The organism is Fibrobacter sp. UWR4 (assembly GCF_003149045.1).
Classification (GTDB): domain Bacteria; phylum Fibrobacterota; class Fibrobacteria; order Fibrobacterales; family Fibrobacteraceae; genus Fibrobacter.
This window is the reverse complement of record NZ_QGDU01000022.1, coordinates 41627-60468: the sequence shown is the minus strand read 5'-3', so window position 1 is coordinate 60468 and position 18842 is coordinate 41627. Positions and strand designations below refer to the sequence as shown.

Here is an 18842-nt window from a genome sequence, read left to right as displayed (position 1 = left end):
GGTGGCCGCCATACTCCGTTCATGAACGGCTATCGTCCCCAGTTCTACTTCCGCACCACCGACGTTACTGGTACCATCCAGCTGCCGGAAGGTGTTGAAATGGTGACCCCGGGTGACACCGTGACCATCCACACCACTCTCATTGCTCCGATCGCTATGGAAAAGCAGCTCCGCTTTGCTATCCGCGAAGGTGGCCGTACCGTTGGTGCTGGTTCCGTAACCGAAATCATCAAGTAATCGGGATAAACAATGCCTAGAGAACTCATCGTGCTCGAATGCACAGAATGCAATCAGCGCAACTATGATTGCGACAAGAACAAGCGTCTTCATCCTTCTCGTGTAGAATACAAGAAGTACTGCCGTTTCTGCCGCAAGCATACTACTCACAAGGAATCCAAGTAAGGAAGTCCGAATAGGTCGGTAGCTCAATTGGTAGAGTCACGGTCTCCAAAACCGTTGGTTGGGGGTTCGAGTCCCTCCCGACCTGCTCACTTCCCGGAGTCAACATGCGTAAGATCAAGCAATATGTCAAGGAATCCATCCAAGAATTAAAACAGGTTACTTGGCCTACTTGGGAAGAACTCAAGGGTTCTACTCTCGTGGTAATTCTTTTCAGCGTTATCATGGGATGCTATATTGCAGGATTAGACGTTGGTCTCTCTTGGGTTGTTGAAAAGATTATGGGAAGAGGTTAATCGTTATGATGCGTTGGTATGCAATCCACACCTTTTCCGGTCAAGAAAACAACATTAAAAAACGTATCGAGCAGATGATTGAACGCGAAGGCGTTCAAGACAGGTTCGGTCAGATTATCGTGCCGACTCGCGAAGTGGTTTCTACCGTTCGCGGTCGTCGTCGCGTTTCTACACTGAACACCATGCCGACGTACGTAATCATTGAAATGGTGCTGGACGAGCTCACCCAGCATTTGGTGATGAACATTAATGGCGTCACCCATTTCCTTGGAATGACCCCGACTAAGCGTGTGGCCATTCCTTTAACACAGAGCGAGGTCGATCGCCTTCTTGGAGTTGATCCTAGTAATTCCGCAGAAGGTGAGATCCAAATTCCGTACACAATTGGCGAAAATGTCCGCATCAAGGAAGGTCCGTTTAAGGACTTTGTGGGCGTCGTAGACGAGATTATGGACTCCAAGATCAAGGTCATGGTTACCGTATTCGGCCGCTCTACGCCTGTTGAACTTGCCTTTAATCAGGTTGAGTCCGACAACGTTTAATGTTACGGTTTTTGACACGGAGATAATACAGTGGCAAAGAAAATCACAGGTTATATTAAGCTCCAGATTCCCGGTGGTGCAGCTAATCCGGCTCCTCCCGTAGGTCCGGCCCTTGGTCAGAAGGGTGTCAACATCATGGAATTCTGTAAGCAGTTCAATGCAAAGACCCAGGACGCTAAGGGAATGATCATTCCCGTAGTCATCACCGTCTACGCAGATAAGAGCTTCACCTTCATCACGAAGGTTTCGCCGGTTCCGGCCCTCATCAAGAAGGCTGTCGGCATTGAAAGTGGCTCTGGTGAACCCAACCGTAAGAAGGTCGGTAAGATCACTAAGGCCCAGATCCAGGAAATCGCTCAGAAGAAGATGCCGGATCTTAACACAATCGACCTCGAAGCCGCTATGCGCATGGTTGCTGGTACTGCCCGCTCCATGGGTGTTGAAGTGGTTGACTGAGGCAGGTAATTCACCGTTACGTATCTGACAGGAAAACTTCATGTTCAGAGGAAAAAAATACAAGAAGATTGCTGAAGCTATCGAACGCAACAAGGCATACGATCTGACTTCCGCTCTCGAAATTCTTAAAAAGTCCGAGGTGAAGTTCGACCAGACCGTCGAAATTCATTTCAACCTCGGTGTGGATCCTAAACATTCCGACCAAGTGGTTCGTGGCACTGTCGTGCTGCCTCACGGTACCGGTCGTCAGGTCCGCGTTTTGGTATTCTGCAAGGACAATAACCTTGAAGTTGCTAAGGCTGCTGGTGCTGACTACGCAGGTGGCGCTGACTTGGTTCAGAAGATTATGGAAGGCTGGCTGGACTTTGACGCAGTCGTTGCTACTCCCGACATGATGCCGGTGATCAGCAAGGTTGCCAAGGTTCTCGGTCCTCGTGGTTTGATGCCGTCCCCCAAGGCAGGCACTGTGACTATCAACGTAGCACAGACTGTTAAGGAACTCAAGGCCGGTAAGATTCAGTACCGCGTTGACAAGGGTGCAAACGTACACGCTCCCGTTGGCAAGCTCTCCTTCACTCTCGATCAGCTGGTTGAAAACACCAAGGCTGTTATCGACTCCGTCGTGAAGGCTAAGCCCCAGACTTCCAAGGGCACTTACATTAAGAGCCTTACGTTGTCCGCAACGATGGCTCCGGGCATCAAACTTGATTTGGCAATGACACGCTAGGAGATACACCATGAAAGCTGTAGTTAAGAAACAACAGACCGTGGACGCTATCGTAGAATCCTTCCAGGGTGCTACCGCTGTCTATCTGCTCAACTATCAGGGTATGACCGTTGATAAGGACAATGCCCTCCGTAAGGCACTGGCTTCTAAGGGTGTCAAGTATCGTGCAGTGAAGAACACTCTTCTCAAGCGCGTTCTCGAAGCTCTTAAGGTCGAAGGTCTCGACGATCAACTGACTGGCGCAACTTCTGTGATGGTTGGTTTCGAAGAAGACCCGCTTCTGCCTGCTCGCGAAATCGAAGCATTCCATAAAGCAAACCCCGATATCTTGGTCTCCAAGAGCATCTACCTCGATGGTAAGCCGATGCCTGGTACCGAAGTCGTCAACCTGGCAAAGATTCCGGATCGCAAGGGCATGATCGCAATGATCGTCTCCATGGCTCTGGGCCCGGGTTCCACGATCGCCGGTCAGATCAAGACTCTCCAGGAAAAGCTGGAAGAGGGTTCCTCCGAAGCTCCGGCTGCAGAAGCCGCTCCGGAAGCTTAATTAACAAACCACAAATCCAAACATTTAAACGGAATAATTGGAGATACACATTATGGCAACTGATATTAAGGCATTGGGCGATCAGATTGTTGCTCTCACTCTTCTCGAAGCTAAGGCTCTCGCTGACTACCTCAAGGAAACTCATGGCATCGAAGCTGCTGCTGGTGGTGCTGTAGTTATGGCTGCTGCTGCAGCTCCTGCTGAAGAAGCTAAGTCTGAATTCGACGTTATCCTCGTCGAATGCGGTGCTAAGAAGATGGACGTCCTCAAGGCTGTCCGCGCTATCACCGGTCTCGGCCTCAAGGAAGCTAAGGACCTCGTCGAAAAGGCCAACAGCGTCGTTAAGGAAGCAATGCCGAAGGCTGACGCTGAAAAGCTCAAGAAGGAACTGGAAGATCTCGGAGCAAAGGTCGCTCTGAAGTAATGCTTTCACTTCATTAAAATCTTTAATACGCCAAACGCCTGCACTTAATGTGTGGGCTTTTGGTGTATAAAGATTTTCTGCTTTTTCTACCGAAAAAAGCCCAGGCAACAAGGTCAAGAAGATAGTCATTCTTAATATTTTTCTACCTTTGGTGCCAACATTAAGCTCTCTACCGGATGAGGTATTTCAAATGACGACGGAGCGAAAAAGCTATTCCTCCAACAAGTTCCAGCTGGAACTCCCGTACCTGATCGAAGTCCAGAAGGCTTCGTACGAGCAATTCCTTCAGAAGGATATCCCCCAAGAAAAGCGCCTGACCGTTGGTCTGCAGCGCGTGTTTAAGGATATCTTCCCGATTACTGATGTTAAGGGTCTTTTCTCCCTGAACTACGAAGGATATTATTTCGGTATCCCGAAATACAGCATCCCCGAGTGCCGTGAACGCGGCCTCACGTATTCCATGGAACTCTTCGCAACTCTGTCTCTCCAGATTTTCGAAGAAGATGGCGAAGATCGCAAGCTCAAGGAAGAAGTCAAGAATGACGTTCTCGTTTGCGAACTCCCGATTATGACTGAAAACGGAACGTTCATCGTCAATGGCGCTGAACGCGTTGTCGTTTCCCAGTTGCACCGTTCTTATGGCGTTAGCTTCTCTGACGAACTCCAGCCCACCGGCCGTACTGACTACAAGAGCCGCATTATCCCGCACCGCGGTGCTTGGGTGGAATTCAACACCGAAGGCGACGTCCTTTACCTCATCATCGACCGTAAGAAGAAGCTTGCCGCAACCGCAATGCTTCGTTGCATCGGTTTCGAAACTACTCAGGAAATCCTGAAGCTCTTCTACAAGAAGACTGACAAGGTCAACTTCAAGGAAATGTTCGCTCAGCTCGATGATAACGGCGTGAGCGTCCTGACTGACCGTATCGTATTTGAAGACGTGGTCGACACCAGCACCGGTGAAGTGATCGTCTATGCCAACACTGTTCTTGACGACAAGAAGCTCGCTGCTCTCGACCAGAGCGATGTCGAAGAAATTGTTCTTCTCTCCAAGGATGAAGACAATCTTCTCATGCACTACACCCTGGCTGCAGACAAGACCAAGTCCCGCGAAGAAGCTCTCAAGGCTATCTACTCCGTGACCCACCAGCAGCAGGATGAAGCTCCTGACATGCGCACTGCCGAACTTTACTTCGACAGCCAGTTCTTGACCGACCCCCACAAGTATGATCTTGGCGAAGTGGGTCGTAACCGTCTGAACGCAAAGATTTACAACAAGGCTGAAATCCGCGAAGTCCTCGCTGAACTCGGTCCTGAATTCAAGATTCCGTCCAACCAGACCATGACCATGAGCAAGGCAGACTTCCTTGCCATGATCGAATACATGGTTGGTCTCTACAATGGTACCGATGGTTACTCCCTCGATGATATCGACCACTTGGGCAACCGCCGTACCAGGTCCGTTGGCGAACTTCTCGCTAACCAGATCTCTGTAGGCCTTTCCCGTATGTCCCGTGTGATCCGTGAAAACCTCACTCTCCACGGCGAAGACGAACAGACTACTCCTCGTGAACTGGTCAACACTCGTATGGTGTCCACCGTTGTGCAGGCCTTCTTCGGCTCCAGCCAGCTGTCCCAGTTCATGGACCAGATGAACCCGCTTTCCGAACTTACTCATAAGCGTCGTCTCTCCGCTCTCGGTCCTGGTGGTCTTTCCCGCGAACGTGCAGGCTTCGAAGTCCGTGACGTGCACTACACTCACTACGGCCGTCTCTGCCCGATCGAAACTCCGGAAGGCCCGAACATCGGTCTTATCAACTCCCTCGCTTCCTTTGCAGTCGTTAACCAGTACGGCTTCATCGAAACCCCGTACCGTATCGTGGGTCTCGTAGACTTCAAGGACGCCCAGGGCAACATCGTGAAGGCTCCTGTGTCCAAGTGGCACTACGGTATCTTCAAGGCTTTCGTCCACGATCCGCACCTGTTCCTGGAACTGGAACTGACCAAGAAGCAGATCGATTCTGTTCGTATGAACCTGGACAACAAGCAGCGTGACCTCTTCGAAGGCTTTGTGAACAAAGTATTCGCATTCAAGGACGCTGATGGCGAAGTGACCTACTACCGTAACGGTCTCACTGTTGAAGACTTCAGCGGCAAGCCCGACTACGAACAGGTTGGCAACACCGTTGAACAGATCGTTTCCGACTACATCATCTTCCTCACCGCTGACGAAGAAGATGAGTTCAAGGTGGCTCCGGCTTCTACCGAACTCACCGACGACAACCGCTTCAAGGGCGACATGGACGGCTACGTCATCGTCCGCGACAAGAGCGAATATCCCCACGTCATGCGTCAGGATTCCATTGCCCTGGATGACTTCGAAACCGAACGTATCGACCTCATGGACGTTGCTCCCATGCAGATCGTGTCCGTGGCAGCTGGTCTTATCCCGTTCCTCGAACATGACGATGCTAACCGTGCATTGATGGGTTCCAACATGCAGCGTCAGGCTGTGCCTCTGCTCCGTGCAGAAGCCCCCGTGGTTGGCACTGGCCTGGAACGTCGCGCCGCTCTCGACTCCGGTACCGTTGTTCGTGCAAAGCACGACGGTCGCGTGAAGTTCGTTGACGCTCGTAACGTTGTTGTTGAACGCGGCGACATGGTTGACGGCAACTTCGTGCCTCTCACCGGTCTCGGCGAAAACTACGAATTCCTCGGCAAGGATCCTATTGACGAATATGTTCTGCGTAAGTTCGAACGTAGTAACCAGGATTCCTGCATTAACCAGAAGCCCATCGTTAACGTGGGTGACTTCGTCAAGGCTGGCGACGTGCTGGCTGACGGCGTGTCCACCGACCACGGTGAACTGGCTCTCGGTAAGAACATTTTGATCGGCTTCCTCCCGTGGAATGGTTATAACTACGAAGACGCCGTTATCATTTCCGAAGAACTGGCAATCAAGGACACCTTCACTTCCATCCATATCGAAGAATACGAAATGGAAGTCCGCGACACCAAGCGCGGTCCGGAAGAACTGACTCGCGAAATCCCCAACGTCGGCGAAGATGCTCTTCGCAACCTGGACGAAAATGGTGTGGTTCGCGTCGGTGCTGAAGTTACCGCTGACGATATCCTCGTCGGTAAGGTTACTCCGAAGGGCGAAACTGAACTGTCTCCGGAAGAACGTTTGCTCCGTGCAATCTTCGGCGAAAAGGCCGGTGATGTACGTGACACCTCCCTGAAGGCTCCTCCGGGAATGAAGGGCATTGTGCTCGAAACCCGCGTCTTCAGCAAGAAGGACAAGGCTGACAAGAATAGCAAGGAAAAGGACCAGGAAACTATTGCCGAAATTCGTGCAAACTTCCAGGTTCAGATTGATAAGATCAAGGAATCCTGCTCTGAACACCTGTTCGAATTGCTGGGCGGTAAGGCTGCTGGCAAGGTGATGGACAACGAAACTCATGAACTCCTGATTCGCGAAGGCCAGACCTACACCGAACAGAACCTCCGCGCCATCGACGTGACCAAGGTTTCTCCGGCTTCTACCTTCGTTGTCGGCGACGACGAACTTCAGGAAAGAGTTCTCACTCTCGTGCTGGTTGCACGCGACAACCTGGATACCCTGACCCGTACCATGGAAAAGGAAATTGACAAGGTGACCAAGGGCGACGAACTGAAGCCCGGCGTTCTCAAGTGCGTCAAGGTCTACATTGCCAAGAAGCGTTGCCTCTCCATCGGTGACAAGATGGCAGGTCGCCATGGTAACAAGGGTGTGGTCTCCAAGATCGTGCCGGTGGAAGACATGCCATTCACTGAAGACGGTCGTCCGCTGCAGATCCTTCTGAACCCCCTGGGCGTGCCTTCTCGTATGAACATCGGTCAGGTGCTCGAAGTGCACTTGGGCTGGGCTGCCAAGACTCTCGGCTTCAAGGTGACTACCCCCGTGTTCGACGGTGCCAAGTTCGAAGACATTTGTGAAGAACTGAAGAAGGCTTACGAAAAGAACCCCATCGTTAACTACGAAATGGATCCGGACAATGGCAAGATCATTGGTAAGGCAAAGCTTTATGACGGCAAGACCGGTGAAGCATTCCTGAACCCGGTTACCATCGGTTACATGTACTACCTGAAGCTGGGCCACTTGGTAGACGACAAGATCCATGCTCGTTCTATCGGTTCCTACGCACTGGTTACTCAGCAGCCTCTTGGCGGTAAGAGCCAGTTCGGTGGTCAGCGCTTCGGTGAAATGGAAGTGTGGGCTATGGAAGCTTACGGTGCAGCATACACCCTGCAGGAACTCCTCACCGTCAAGTCTGACGATGTCCAGGGCCGTTCCAAGGTCTATGACGCCATCGTCCGTGGTCAGAACACTCCTCGCCCGGGTGTACCTGAATCCTTTAACGTTATGATTCGCGAAGTTCGTTCTTTGGGTCTCAATATTCAGACCAATGGAGAGAAGTAATATGGCTGAAGAAATGACAGAACAGTTTGAAAATTCTGGTGACATTTCGATTCACCTGGCTGCACCGGACATGATCCGCAGCTGGTCTCATGGTGAAGTGACCAAGCCGGAAACCATTAACTACCGTTCCTTCAAGCCCGAAAAGGATGGTCTTTTCTGCGAAAAGATTTTCGGACCTGTGAAGAACTGGGAATGTAACTGCGGTAAGTTCAAGCGTATCCGTTACAAGGGTGTCGTTTGTGACCGTTGCGGTGTGGAAGTTACCCACTCCAACGTACGCCGTAAGTACATGGGCCACATCGAACTGGCTATTCCTCTGACTCACACCTGGTTCGTCCGTAACCAGCCCTGCGTCATCGGTGCCCTCCTTAACCTTTCCACTAAGGACCTGGACAACATCATCTACTACGAAAAGTACGTAGTGATCGACCCGGGTACCACCGATCTGGAACCCAACACCCTGATCGACGAAGCTCAGTATCAGGACCTCACCAACGAAGGCCGTCAGTTTGACGCCAAGATGGGTGCATCCGCTATCAAGCAGCTGCTTGACCGTGTTGACCTGACTGCTCTTTCCAATGATCTCCGCATCCAGGCTACCTCTACTTCCAAGACCAAGAAGGACGAAGCCCTGAAGCGTCTGAAGATTGTGGACTCCTTCCGCAAGTCTCAGATGGACAGCTTCAAGTCCTACTACGAAAATCCGGAAGCAGCTCGCGAACAGGATGCCAAGCAGCCCTGGCTCAAGGGCCTCGCTGAAGCCGTCGCTGAATTCAAGGCTGACTACGATGGCAAGGTTGAAAAGTTCGTCCTGGCCGAAGCCTACGAAGCTTTCCGTCACCGCTATCCGTCCGAATCCCGCCTGCTGGCTAACCAGCCGTCCTGGATGATTCTCGACGTCCTTCCGGTGATCCCCCCCGATCTGCGTCCTCTCGTTCCCCTGGAAGGTGGCCGTTTTGCAACTTCCGACCTGAACGAACTCTATCGTCGCGTGATCAACCGTAACAACCGCTTGAAGAAGCTGGTTGATATCCGTGCCCCTAACGTCATTCTCTGCAACGAAAAGCGTATGCTGCAGGAAGCTGTGGACCAGCTGTTCGACAGCCCGCGCCGTACCGCCCGTGCAGGTTCTGCTCGCCCGATGAAGAGCCTTGCAGAACTCCTGAAGGGTAAGCAGGGTCGCTTCCGTATGAACCTCCTCGGTAAGCGTGTGGACTACTCTGGCCGTTCCGTTATTGTGGTCGGTCCGGAACTCCGTATGCACCAGTGCGGTCTCCCGAAGCGTATGGCCTTGGAACTTTACAAGCCGTTCATTATCCAGCGCTTGGAAGAAGAAGGCATCGTTTACACCCTGAAGTCCGCTAAGAAGTATGTGGACGCAGAACGTCCTGAAGTTTGGGACATTCTCGAACAGATTATCGAAGACCATCCGGTGATGCTGAACCGTGCTCCTACTCTGCACCGCCTCGGTATCCAGGCCTTCTATCCGAAGCTCATCGAAGGTAATGCAATCCGCCTGCACCCCCTCGTCTGTACCGCATTTAACGCAGACTTCGACGGTGACCAGATGGCTTGCCACCTCCCGCTGTCTTTCGAAACTCAGTTGGAATGCCGCGTGCTCATGCTGTCTTCCAACAACATTCTTCACCCCGCTTCCGGTCAGCCGATCGCTGTGCCGGGCCAGGACATCGTGCTGGGTCTGTACTACCTGACCAAGCCCCGTCCGGGTCGCAAGGGCGAAGGCATGCACTTCTTTGACCCCGCCGAAGCAATCCGCGCTTACGAAAACGGTGTGGTCGACCTGAACGCTTACGTTTACCTGAAGCTCCCCAAGGGCCGCAAGATTTACATGGGTGCCGTCGAAAAGGCTTGCACCATGGTCCGCGAAGAAGCTGATGACAATGGCGTTCTCGAAGTCGAAGTGAAGGCCGGTGAAAAGATCAAGTTCCTCACCCTCAAGGAAGAGAACGTGATCAAGACTACCGTCGGCCGTATCATCTTCAACGAATTTGTACCGAATGCCCTGGGTTACGCAAACGAAACCTTCGGCAAGAAGGTAATTGCAAAGTCTATCGATGACCTGTACCGTCGTACCGGCAACCGCGTAACGGTTGACTACCTGGATGACCTGAAGGCCAATGGTTATAAGTGGGCTACTCGCGCTGGTTCCTCTGTGGCTATCGCCGAAATGGTGATCCCCAAGGAAAAGCAGGAAATGCTGGACAAGGCTGCAGAAGCTGTTTCCAACATTCGTAGCCTCTATGAAGACGGTGTGATTACTGACGGTGAACGTTATAACCAGACCATTGACGTGTGGTCCAAGACTACATCCGAAGTGGCTGCTAAGCAGTGGGAACTTCTCTCCAACGACCGTGACGGTTTCAACCCCGTCTACATGATGGCCGACTCCGGCGCTCGTGGTAGCCGCGAACAGATTAAGCAGCTGTCCGGTATGCGTGGTCTGATGCAGAAGCCTATCAAGCAGCTGGGTGGTCAGGAAGTTATTGAAAACCCGATTAAGTCCTGCTTCCGTGAAGGCCTGAACGTGATGGAATACTTCATTTCCTCTCACGGTGCTCGTAAGGGTCTTGCTGATACCGCTCTGAAGACTGCTGACGCTGGTTACCTTACCCGTCGTCTGGTTGACGTTGGTCAGGACCTGGTGATTACCGAAGAAGACTGCGGTACCACCAACGGTATTGACATGTCTGCCTTTAAGGACGGTGATGACACCATCATCGCTCTGGAAGAACGTCTCCTGGGTCGCGCACCTGTGAACGACATCGTTCATCCGGTGACTGGCGAAGTGATCGTCAAGGCTGGTGACCTGGTTCAGGAACGTGACCTTGCTAAGATTAGCGCAACTGGTCTTGAACACATCAAGATGCGTTCCGTGCTTACTTGCGACTCTCGCACTGGCGTCTGCTCCAAGTGCTACGGCCGTATGCTGGCTTCCGGTCGTCCGGTTGACCTCGGCGAAGCTGTTGGCGTGCTCGCTGCACAGTCCATCGGTGAACCGGGTACTCAGCTGACCCTCCGTACCTTCCATATCGGTGGTGCATCTTCCCGTTTGACCGTTGAAAACAACAAGAAGGCCTCTGTGGACGGCCACGTAGAACTCGAACAGCTGGAAACCGTTGTTCACGAAGGCCAGAAGGTTGTTACCAGCCGCATGGCAGAACTCGTTATCTACGATACCACAGGTATTAACAAGGGTCGTTACCAGATCCCGTACGGCGCAATCGTCTACGTCGAAAATGGCGCAACCGTCAAGAAGGGTGACGTCATGTTCGAATGGGATCCGTATAACAGCCCGATTATCTCTAACGTTTCCGGTAAGGTTGTTCTTACTGACATGGTCGAAAACCGCACCTACCGTGTGGAAACCGACGAAGTCACTGGCAACGAAACCTGGATCGTTATTAGCGACAAGCAGCACGGTAAGAAGGACCTCCATCCGGCAGTGACGGTTGTGGATGGTTCCAACACCAAGCTGGGTAACTACATGCTGCCTGATGGCGCCATCCTGACTGTGAAGTCCGGTGACATGGTGACTGTCGGTCAGACCGTTGCTAAGCTCCCGCGTGCAGCTGGTAAGACCCGAGACATTACCGGTGGTCTTCCCCGCGTCGCAGAACTTTTCGAAGCTCGTACTCCGAAGAACAGGGCATACATTGCCCCCATTGACGGCTTGGTTGGCCCCATCGAAGATGTCCGCAACAACCAGGTTGTACGTATTACTATGGGTGAAACCGAAGAGAAAGTGCTGGTTCCTCGCGGTATTCATCTGGCGGTCAACGAAGGTGACCGTGTCCGTGCTGGTCAGAAGATCAGCGAAGGTAGCGTGGATCCCCGCGATATTCTTGCTCTCAAGGATATCGGTCCTGAAGAAGTCCAGCGCCACTTGGTTAACGAAATCCAGGCAGTGTACCGCCTGCAGGGTGTGGCTATCGCAGATAAGCACATCGAATGTATCGTTCGCCAGATGATGCGTAAGGTCCGAATCGAGACTTCCGGTGATTCCGAACTGCTCCCGGGCGAAGAAATTTCCAAGGCCCGTCTCCGCGCAATCAACGATCAGCTGGTTGCAGTCGGTAAGACTCCGGCGACCTTCACGCCGATGCTCCTTGGTATCACGAAGGCTTCCTTGGCAACAGACAGCTTCATCTCTGCCTGCTCCTTCCAGGAAACCACTAAGATCCTTACCCGCGCTTCCATCGAAGGTAGCGTAGACCCGCTCATGGGCCTTAAGGAAAACGTGATTATGGGTCGTCTGATTCCGTGTGGTACCGGTGCCCGCCATCTGAGGAACGTCCAGGTGGTTGATGCCGATGCTGAAGCAGAAGCAGCTGCTCGGCCGACAAGTGCTTCCGCAACTTTCGAGGATTATAACGCCGGCGATATCCAGATGCTGGATAACGAAGTTGGCTCCTCCGACGAGGATGATTCCGAGTAATTTGCGCTAAGTACTTGAAATAATTGGAAATATGAACTATATTTGCACTCCAAAAATCTAGGAGATTAAAAAGTGCCTACTATTCAACAGCTCGTCCGCAACGGACGTGAACAGATCAGCAACAAGACCGCTTCCGTGGCCTTGAAGTCCTGCCCCCAGAAGCGCGGCGTTTGCACCCGTGTTTATACCAGCACCCCGAAGAAGCCGAACTCCGCTCTTCGTAAGATCGCTCGTGTACGCCTTTCCAACAAGATGGAAGTTACCGCTTACATCCCCGGCGAAGGCCACAACCTCCAGGAACACTCCATCGTGCTCATCCGCGGTGGTCGTGTGAAGGACGTTCCGGGTGTTCGTTACCACATCATCCGTGGCACCCTGGATACCCAGGCTGTTAACGGTCGTCAGAACGGTCGCTCCAAGTACGGTGTCAAGAAGAAGGGCGCCGCTCCTGCAAAGAAGTAATAAGGAAAGGAAGGTAAAACATGTCTAGAAGAAGAAAGGCTCTCCATCGCTCTATCCTCCCGGATCCGCGTTACAAGTCCACTCTCGTTACCGAACTGGTCGGTGTCGTCCTGAAGCAGGGCAAGAAGACCATCGCTGAACAGATCGTTTACACCACCCTCGAAACTCTGGACAAGAAGATCGAAGGTTCTGAATCCGCTCTCGAAAAGTTCGAAATGTGCCTCGACAACATCAAGCCGAAGCTGGAAGTCAAGTCCCGCCGTATCGGTGGTGCAAACTACCAGGTTCCGATGGAAGTCGCACCGGACCGCGCCAAGGCTCTCGCTCTCCGCTGGTTGCTGGACGCAGCTCGCAAGCGCAACGAACCGAACATGGCTCAGCGTCTCTCTGCAGAACTCGTTGCTGCTAAGAACGGTGAAGGTAACGCTGTTCGTAAGAAGAACGATACCCACAAGATGGCCGAAGCCAACAAGGCTTTCGCTCACTTCCGTTTCTAATTCTTGCGATAGTAAAGAATATCCTAGAAGAAAAGGTTCCACTGAAAAGTGGAACCTTTTCTTTTGTAGTATCCTAGAGTAGCACGTAAGGTAAGTGTCGCATGTTGCTGGTATCTGATATCGGAATTGTTTTGTTTAGGTTTTTCGTATATTGGTGATTGCTTCAGGCTAAAAAAAGATGATGAAAATTTTAACGAGCTCCATTCTATTTTTACTGTTATCCATGCTTTTTTCGGGATGCTGCAAGTCGCCCGAAAGGCGTGCCTACGAGGCTCATGAAAAGTCTGTGGAGAAAGATCGCCTACACAAGCGAGCCTTGTTCCAACAGACGAAGGATGGACTGGATGCTGACTCCACCTACGCCTTGCTGAATAAGGCCTACGAACTCTACAGGTTCAACTTGCCTGAAGATGAAGATCTGGCTTTTAACGATAGCGTGGAATTGCTTGCTCGTCCTTTCTTTGAAAAATGGAAACAGCGCTCTGATTTGACCTGCGCTGCATCTGCTGCCCAGGGGCCCGTTGCAGACGAGTTAAGGGCTATTTACTTGGCTCTGTATAAACCAGGTGAGTGTTCTGACCAAAACGCGCAATTCTCTTTGTACTTTGCAGAACAAGTAGATGTTGTGTACAAAGTAATTCCTGCTGGAGGTTTTGAGGAATTAGAGGCTTACGTTAAAAAGATTGATTGTCATTATGAAAAATGTCCAGTGGCGAGCAATCTGTGTGTTGTAGCAGATTCCTTGAATCTGAATAGACTCTTGATGACCGAGACCGATAAGTATGCTTTGGATGTATTTATGGAGCTTGAGTCTCCCTGGAGTTACGAAAGCAATCTCCTGAAAAAGAAGTTTCTAGGCAACATTATGCCTGTTAGCGACCTGACTCCTAATGGCGTTCCGATGTATGGAAATGAGGGACTACTTAAGGTGACTGGAATATATGTGAATGAAAATAGAGACTTGGCTCTTGTTGAGGGCTATTCTATTACGATGGATAGATTTTACCTACGAAAAGAGAACGGATCCTGGTGCGTAGTAAAAAATGAAATCATTGGATGGTTCTAGGTATGTGTGGTACGTTTTAATTTATCTACATTCTAATTTGTATGACCCGATTTTTTACGATAATGTTGCTTGTTGCATGTACGCAGGCTGCAATAGCCCAGGAAGAGGAACCGCATATTTCCAGCGGAATGAAAACTGCTAGTGATTCTTGGTGGCCTGGAGGATTTCATTACGGGTTTAGCTACATTGCTACCATAGATAATGTTGCAATACTTGATATCGATTTGCTTGGAGTCATAAGTGGATTTGATAGTAATCTGTACGGGAACTTCTTAGATAAGAGATGGGTGGGAATAGGAGGCAGTCCCATTCGCTTTGAATTGAATTTTAAAACAGATCAGGTAATTTCTGACGAGTTCCTTTTCTTCGTGGCGCCCGTTGGATTATTGTCCGCAATCGCTGGAGCCATCCATGAAAATGCGGCAATCCCTTTTGTAGTCCTGCTTGAAATTATTACGGGGAATAACTATTGGAGCCTTACTGATAATGGTCAGTTTGGTTTGTTTGACTATCACCATGTGGTGAGCTGGTTTTGGAGTGATGAGTGGGGCTATGTAGAGAATGTCGGTTTGCGTTATGTTTATAAAAAAAATGAAAGAAGATCTACATCATACATTGATTTGGGAACATCCCTCCGCTATACGAATAAAGATTGGGCTGTAGGTTTGTTTGTTCGTTGGGGAGGGACTCAAATGGGTAAGTGATTTCCCCACATTTTCTGTCTACTGTCTACTTCCTACTTCCTACTTATTCCTATATTTCTCGCAGCTAATTTTTTCACTCTAACCAAAGGTCAAATAAAATGGCTTCTAAAATTAAGTCCGTTGTTGCCCGCCAGATTCTCGACTCTCGCGGCAATCCCTCCCTCGAAGTTGATGTTACCCTCGAAAACGGTGTGACCGGTCACGCTGCAGTTCCGAGCGGTGCTTCCACCGGTGAACGCGAAGCTTGCGAACTCCGCGACGGTGACAAGAAGACCTACCTCGGCAAGGGCACCCTTACCGCTGTTAAGAATGTCAACACCAAGATCGCTAAGAAGATCATCGGTATGGATCCTTCCAAGCAGGTTGAAGTTGATGACGCTATGATCGCTCTCGATGGCGACCGTATGCTCAAGAACAAGCTGGGTGCAAACGCTATCCTCGGCGTTTCCATGGCTGTTTGCGTTGCTGCTGCTAAGGACGCTAAGATGCCTCTTTACAAGTACATCGCTAAGATCTCCGGCACTAAGGAAGCTGACATGACCCTTCCTTGCCCGATGTGCAACGTGATCAACGGTGGTGCTCACTCTTCCGCTCCGATCGACTTCCAGGAATTCATGATCGCTCCGGTTGGCGCTAAGACTTTCTCCAAGGGTCTCCAGATGGTGACCGAAATCTTCCACGCTCTTAAGGCTGTCCTTAAGAAGGGTGGCTTCGACACCACCGTTGGTGACGAAGGTGGCTTCGCTCCTGGCGTAAGCATCAAGCCGGCTAAGAACAAGTTCGGTTACGAAATCACTGGCGTGATGACCCTCGAAAAGGCTCTCGACGCTCTGAAGACTGCAACCACCAATGCTGGTTACAAGTTCGGCACCGACATCAAGATCGCTCTTGACGTTGCTTCTTCTGAATTCTGCGACAAGAACACCAAGGCTGGCAAGCCGGAAACCTACACCTTCAAGAAGTCCACCAAGAAGACCCTCAAGTCTGCTGACATGGTGAAGCTCTATGAAAAGCTCATCGACAAGTATTCCATCTTCTCCATCGAAGACGGTCTGGATGAAGCTGACTGGGCAGGTTGGAAGGTTATGACCGACAAGCTCGGTTCCAAGCTCAACCTCGTGGGTGACGACCTGTTCGTTACCAACCCGACCATCTTCAACCAGGGTATCGAAGCTGGCATTGCCAACGCTATCCTTATCAAGGTGAACCAGGTTGGTTCCGTTTCTGAAACCATCGCTGCTATCAAGCGTGCTCAGGAAGTTGGTTATGCTCCGATCGTTTCTCACCGTTCCGGCGAAACCGAAGACACCTTCATTGCTGACCTCGCTGTTGGTACCGCTGCTGGCCAGATCAAGACCGGTTCTCTCTCTCGTACCGACCGCGTCTGCAAGTACAACCGCCTCCTCCGCATCGAAGAAGAACTTGGCAAGGCTGCAAAGTACGCTGGCGATCCTCGCAAGGCTGTCAAGGCTGCAAAGCCGGCTGCTAAGAAGGCTTGCGCCAAGAAGGCTTGCAAGGCTAAGTAATCTCTCTTAGAGAAAAACTTAAAGAGAGCTCCGACTTAGGTCGGGGCTTTCTTTTTTTTTATACGAATTAGATTAGCTTGTCTTGAATTTTGTATACAAGTTAATTTTATAAAAGCCGATGCTGACCTTCGTCAGCATGACGTGATGGTGATGTACTGCCGATGCTGATATTCATCAGCATGACTGGGTTCAGGGGATGTTGTTCGGTATGACTAAATGTCTGTCCCTAGTGCCTTTAAACTCGGGATGAACCATTCTACGACGTATTTGTAAACTTTAGTAAACCTAAGACCGGGCTGTAAGGCTTATGTGGAGGGCTTTGGGGGGTTGTTGCCTTTGTAAACGCATTTTCTCATTGTCGTGAAAACAATATTGACTTCATAAACTATATTACGAAAGAATTTTTTCACACAAGCTTGATATAGCTTACTTAAAGAGGACACAATGATTGGATTGAAATCGATTGCCAAGACGGCGCTTGCGCTTACGGCAACTGGTGCGCTCCTTTCCGGTTGCGGCGACGCATCTTCGGAAGGCGGACTGGCTGGCGGCGCTCTGCCCCGTCAGGAAACACTTTACCTGTCTGGTCAGCAGACTTCTGCTCCGGGTTCCTTCAACCCCCTGGCTGAAAGCTGGGCAGCATCCTGGCCGGTAGGTGGCCGCTTCAACCTGATGTACGAACCGCTGATTACGTACAACTCCCTGAATGGTCAGATTGAAGACCTTCTGGGCCATCTGGTTGAAGAACTCTCCAATAACGACAGCATCGTTGTTGACTTGAACCCCGCCGCAAAGTGGAGCGATGGCAAGCCGGTGACCTCTACCGACGTGACCTTCATGTTCCTCCGTGGTTCCCTGAACACTGCTGAACAGATTTCCGCTATTCACGTAGACACCCTGAAGAATGGACCGGAAGGTCAGGTTACCGAACGTCTCTCCTTCATGGTGAACAAGCAGGCTCGTAACAACCCGCTTACCGTTCGTGACATGCTCCAGGCTACCCGTATCGCACCGTCTCACGTTTTCGAACCTATGATCAAGGAAAAGGGTCTGGACGAAGTGAAGAAGATGCCCATGGACCAGAGCCCCATCGTTTCCGGTCCGTATGGTCTGCAGTCTGCTAACGAATCCAAGATTATCCTGGTTCGTCGTGACGACTACTGGGGCAACGCTGCCCTTCACAATGGCCAGCTGCCTGCTCCGAAGTACATCGTTCACCCGATTTACAAGAACAACGAACATAACACCATTGCAATGCGTGAAGGCAACCTGGATGCTTCCCAGAGCTTCATCCCGCGTATCAATCGTAAGGCTTCCGCAGGCGTCCACACCTGGTGGAACGAACCGCCTTACTTCCGTCCGGGTGCAATGCCCATGCTCGTGATCAACACCACTAAGGAACCTCTGAATGACAAGCGTTTCCGTCGTGCACTTGCTGCAGCTATCGACTACAACGCTCTCCGCCAGTTCGCTGTGTCCAACTATACTTCCACCCTGAAGGCTGGCCTCATCATGCCCACCGACCTGGAAGGCAAGTACATTGTTGACGAAGACCTGCCGAAGTACGGCGTGGATCTGGAAATCGCAGACGACGCTAAGCGTCTTGAAACTGTGAAGCAGATGCTCTCCGAAGCTGGCTTCAAGTCCGTATTCAATGCCGATGGTTCTCTGGACCACATGGAAAACAACAAGGGCGAACGCCTGCCGACTCTGTCCATTACTTCCCCTGCTGGTTGGACCGACTGGGAAGCTATGGTCACCATCGCTGTCGATGGTATGCGTAAGGCCGGTATCGATATTCGCGAAGGCTTCGTAGATGGCGGTGCTTACTGGCCGGCTATGGGTCTTGGCAACTTCGACCTGGTGATGCACAAGCCGGTGGCTGATGTTACTCCGTCTCTGCCCTGGAGCCGCTTCAACGAAATCATGTCTTCTCGTGACTGGCAGCCGCTTGGTGGCTGGGCAGGCGTGAACATCGGCCGTTACAACAAGCCGGGTTCTCCTGAATACCGTCCGGAAGTGGACCAGCTTTTGTCTGCAATTCCTCTGATGACTGACTCCACCGAAATCGCAAAGGCTTACCGCGAACTGAATAAGATCTTTATGGAAGATCAGCCGTCCATTCCGCTGGTTTACCTGCCGGAACAGTTCTACGAATTCAGCGACCGTGTATGGACCAACTGGCCCACCGCTGAAAATCCGTATGCTCCCGCCCAGCTCCCCTGGGTTGCATCCGGTACCAAGATTCTCTGGAACTTGAAGCTTGCAAAATAAAGGT

At 51.3% G+C, this 18842-nt stretch carries 15 protein-coding genes, 1 tRNA gene and 1 pseudogene; all 17 read left to right on the top strand.

The window, feature by feature from the left end:
* A pseudogene (tuf, locus tag BGX12_RS10310) lies at positions 1–237 on the top strand (elongation factor Tu); the annotation flags it as partial.
* 12 nt (positions 238–249) lie between these two features.
* Positions 250–402 carry a 50S ribosomal protein L33 gene (gene rpmG, locus BGX12_RS10305; protein WP_109735979.1) on the top strand — a complete coding sequence of 51 codons (153 nt, stop codon included), beginning with the start codon at positions 250–252 and terminating at the stop codon, positions 400–402.
* Between the two features lie 12 nt (positions 403–414).
* Positions 415–487 (top strand) — tRNA-Trp (locus tag BGX12_RS10300).
* A gap of 19 nt (positions 488–506) precedes the next feature.
* Positions 507–695: a preprotein translocase subunit SecE gene (gene secE / locus BGX12_RS10295; protein WP_073231058.1), complete on the top strand. Its 189-nt coding sequence runs from the start codon at positions 507–509 to the stop codon at positions 693–695.
* Between the two features lie 5 nt (positions 696–700).
* Positions 701–1237: a transcription termination/antitermination protein NusG gene (nusG, locus tag BGX12_RS10290; RefSeq protein WP_109735978.1), complete on the top strand. Its 537-nt coding sequence runs from the start codon at positions 701–703 to the stop codon at positions 1235–1237.
* Positions 1238–1267: 30 nt separating this feature from the next.
* Positions 1268–1693, top strand: a complete 426-nt coding sequence (gene rplK / locus BGX12_RS10285; RefSeq protein ID WP_073161458.1) for a 50S ribosomal protein L11 — start codon at positions 1268–1270, stop codon at positions 1691–1693.
* Between the two features lie 40 nt (positions 1694–1733).
* Entirely contained in the window at positions 1734–2420 is a 687-nt protein-coding gene (gene rplA / locus BGX12_RS10280) for a 50S ribosomal protein L1 (RefSeq protein WP_109735977.1), read from the top strand.
* A 10-nt stretch (positions 2421–2430) separates the two neighbouring features.
* Entirely contained in the window at positions 2431–2967 is a 537-nt protein-coding gene (gene rplJ, locus BGX12_RS10275) for a 50S ribosomal protein L10 (protein ID WP_109735976.1), read from the top strand.
* Between the two features lie 52 nt (positions 2968–3019).
* Positions 3020–3391 (top strand): 50S ribosomal protein L7/L12, encoded by a 372-nt coding sequence (rplL, locus tag BGX12_RS10270; RefSeq protein WP_109735975.1) that lies wholly within the window; start codon positions 3020–3022, stop codon positions 3389–3391.
* A gap of 190 nt (positions 3392–3581) precedes the next feature.
* Positions 3582–7853, top strand: coding sequence for a DNA-directed RNA polymerase subunit beta (rpoB, locus tag BGX12_RS10265; protein ID WP_109735974.1), 4272 nt, complete (start codon positions 3582–3584; stop codon positions 7851–7853).
* Position 7854: 1 nt separating this feature from the next.
* On the top strand, positions 7855–12309 hold the full coding sequence (rpoC, locus tag BGX12_RS10260) for a DNA-directed RNA polymerase subunit beta' (protein WP_109735973.1): 4455 nt from the start codon (positions 7855–7857) through the stop codon (positions 12307–12309).
* 72 nt (positions 12310–12381) lie between these two features.
* On the top strand, positions 12382–12771 hold the full coding sequence (gene rpsL / locus BGX12_RS10255) for a 30S ribosomal protein S12 (RefSeq protein WP_072980597.1): 390 nt from the start codon (positions 12382–12384) through the stop codon (positions 12769–12771).
* Positions 12772–12791: 20 nt separating this feature from the next.
* Entirely contained in the window at positions 12792–13268 is a 477-nt protein-coding gene (rpsG, locus tag BGX12_RS10250) for a 30S ribosomal protein S7 (protein WP_109735972.1), read from the top strand.
* 286 nt (positions 13269–13554) lie between these two features.
* Positions 13555–14334: a hypothetical protein gene (locus BGX12_RS10245; RefSeq protein WP_146196312.1), complete on the top strand. Its 780-nt coding sequence runs from the start codon at positions 13555–13557 to the stop codon at positions 14332–14334.
* A gap of 62 nt (positions 14335–14396) precedes the next feature.
* Positions 14397–15038, top strand: coding sequence for a hypothetical protein (locus BGX12_RS10240; protein ID WP_146196311.1), 642 nt, complete (start codon positions 14397–14399; stop codon positions 15036–15038).
* 98 nt (positions 15039–15136) lie between these two features.
* The gene (gene eno, locus BGX12_RS10235; protein WP_109735969.1) at positions 15137–16564 is read left to right on the top strand and encodes a phosphopyruvate hydratase; all 1428 of its coding nucleotides are present in this window, start codon (positions 15137–15139) and stop codon (positions 16562–16564) included.
* Between the two features lie 444 nt (positions 16565–17008).
* Positions 17009–18838, top strand: coding sequence for an ABC transporter substrate-binding protein (locus BGX12_RS10230; RefSeq protein ID WP_109735968.1), 1830 nt, complete (start codon positions 17009–17011; stop codon positions 18836–18838).
* The last annotated feature ends 4 nt before the right edge of the window (positions 18839–18842 follow it).

Excerpts from the sequence above, each read along its gene's own strand:
- rpmG (WP_109735979.1), top strand. The coding sequence starts at position 250 with ATGCCTAGAGAACTCATCGTGCTCGAATGCACAGAATGCAATCAGCGC.
- secE (WP_073231058.1), top strand. The coding sequence starts at position 507 with ATGCGTAAGATCAAGCAATATGTCAAGGAATCCATCCAAGAATTAAAA.
- nusG (WP_109735978.1), top strand. The coding sequence starts at position 701 with ATGATGCGTTGGTATGCAATCCACACCTTTTCCGGTCAAGAAAACAAC.
- rplA (WP_109735977.1), top strand. The coding sequence starts at position 1,734 with ATGTTCAGAGGAAAAAAATACAAGAAGATTGCTGAAGCTATCGAACGC.
- rplJ (WP_109735976.1), top strand. The coding sequence starts at position 2,431 with ATGAAAGCTGTAGTTAAGAAACAACAGACCGTGGACGCTATCGTAGAA.
- rplL (WP_109735975.1), top strand. The coding sequence starts at position 3,020 with ATGGCAACTGATATTAAGGCATTGGGCGATCAGATTGTTGCTCTCACT.
- rpoB (WP_109735974.1), top strand. The coding sequence starts at position 3,582 with ATGACGACGGAGCGAAAAAGCTATTCCTCCAACAAGTTCCAGCTGGAA.
- rpoC (WP_109735973.1), top strand. The coding sequence starts at position 7,855 with ATGGCTGAAGAAATGACAGAACAGTTTGAAAATTCTGGTGACATTTCG.
- rpsG (WP_109735972.1), top strand. The coding sequence starts at position 12,792 with ATGTCTAGAAGAAGAAAGGCTCTCCATCGCTCTATCCTCCCGGATCCG.
- BGX12_RS10240 (WP_146196311.1), top strand. The coding sequence starts at position 14,397 with ATGTTGCTTGTTGCATGTACGCAGGCTGCAATAGCCCAGGAAGAGGAA.
- eno (WP_109735969.1), top strand. The coding sequence starts at position 15,137 with ATGGCTTCTAAAATTAAGTCCGTTGTTGCCCGCCAGATTCTCGACTCT.
- BGX12_RS10230 (WP_109735968.1), top strand. The coding sequence starts at position 17,009 with ATGATTGGATTGAAATCGATTGCCAAGACGGCGCTTGCGCTTACGGCA.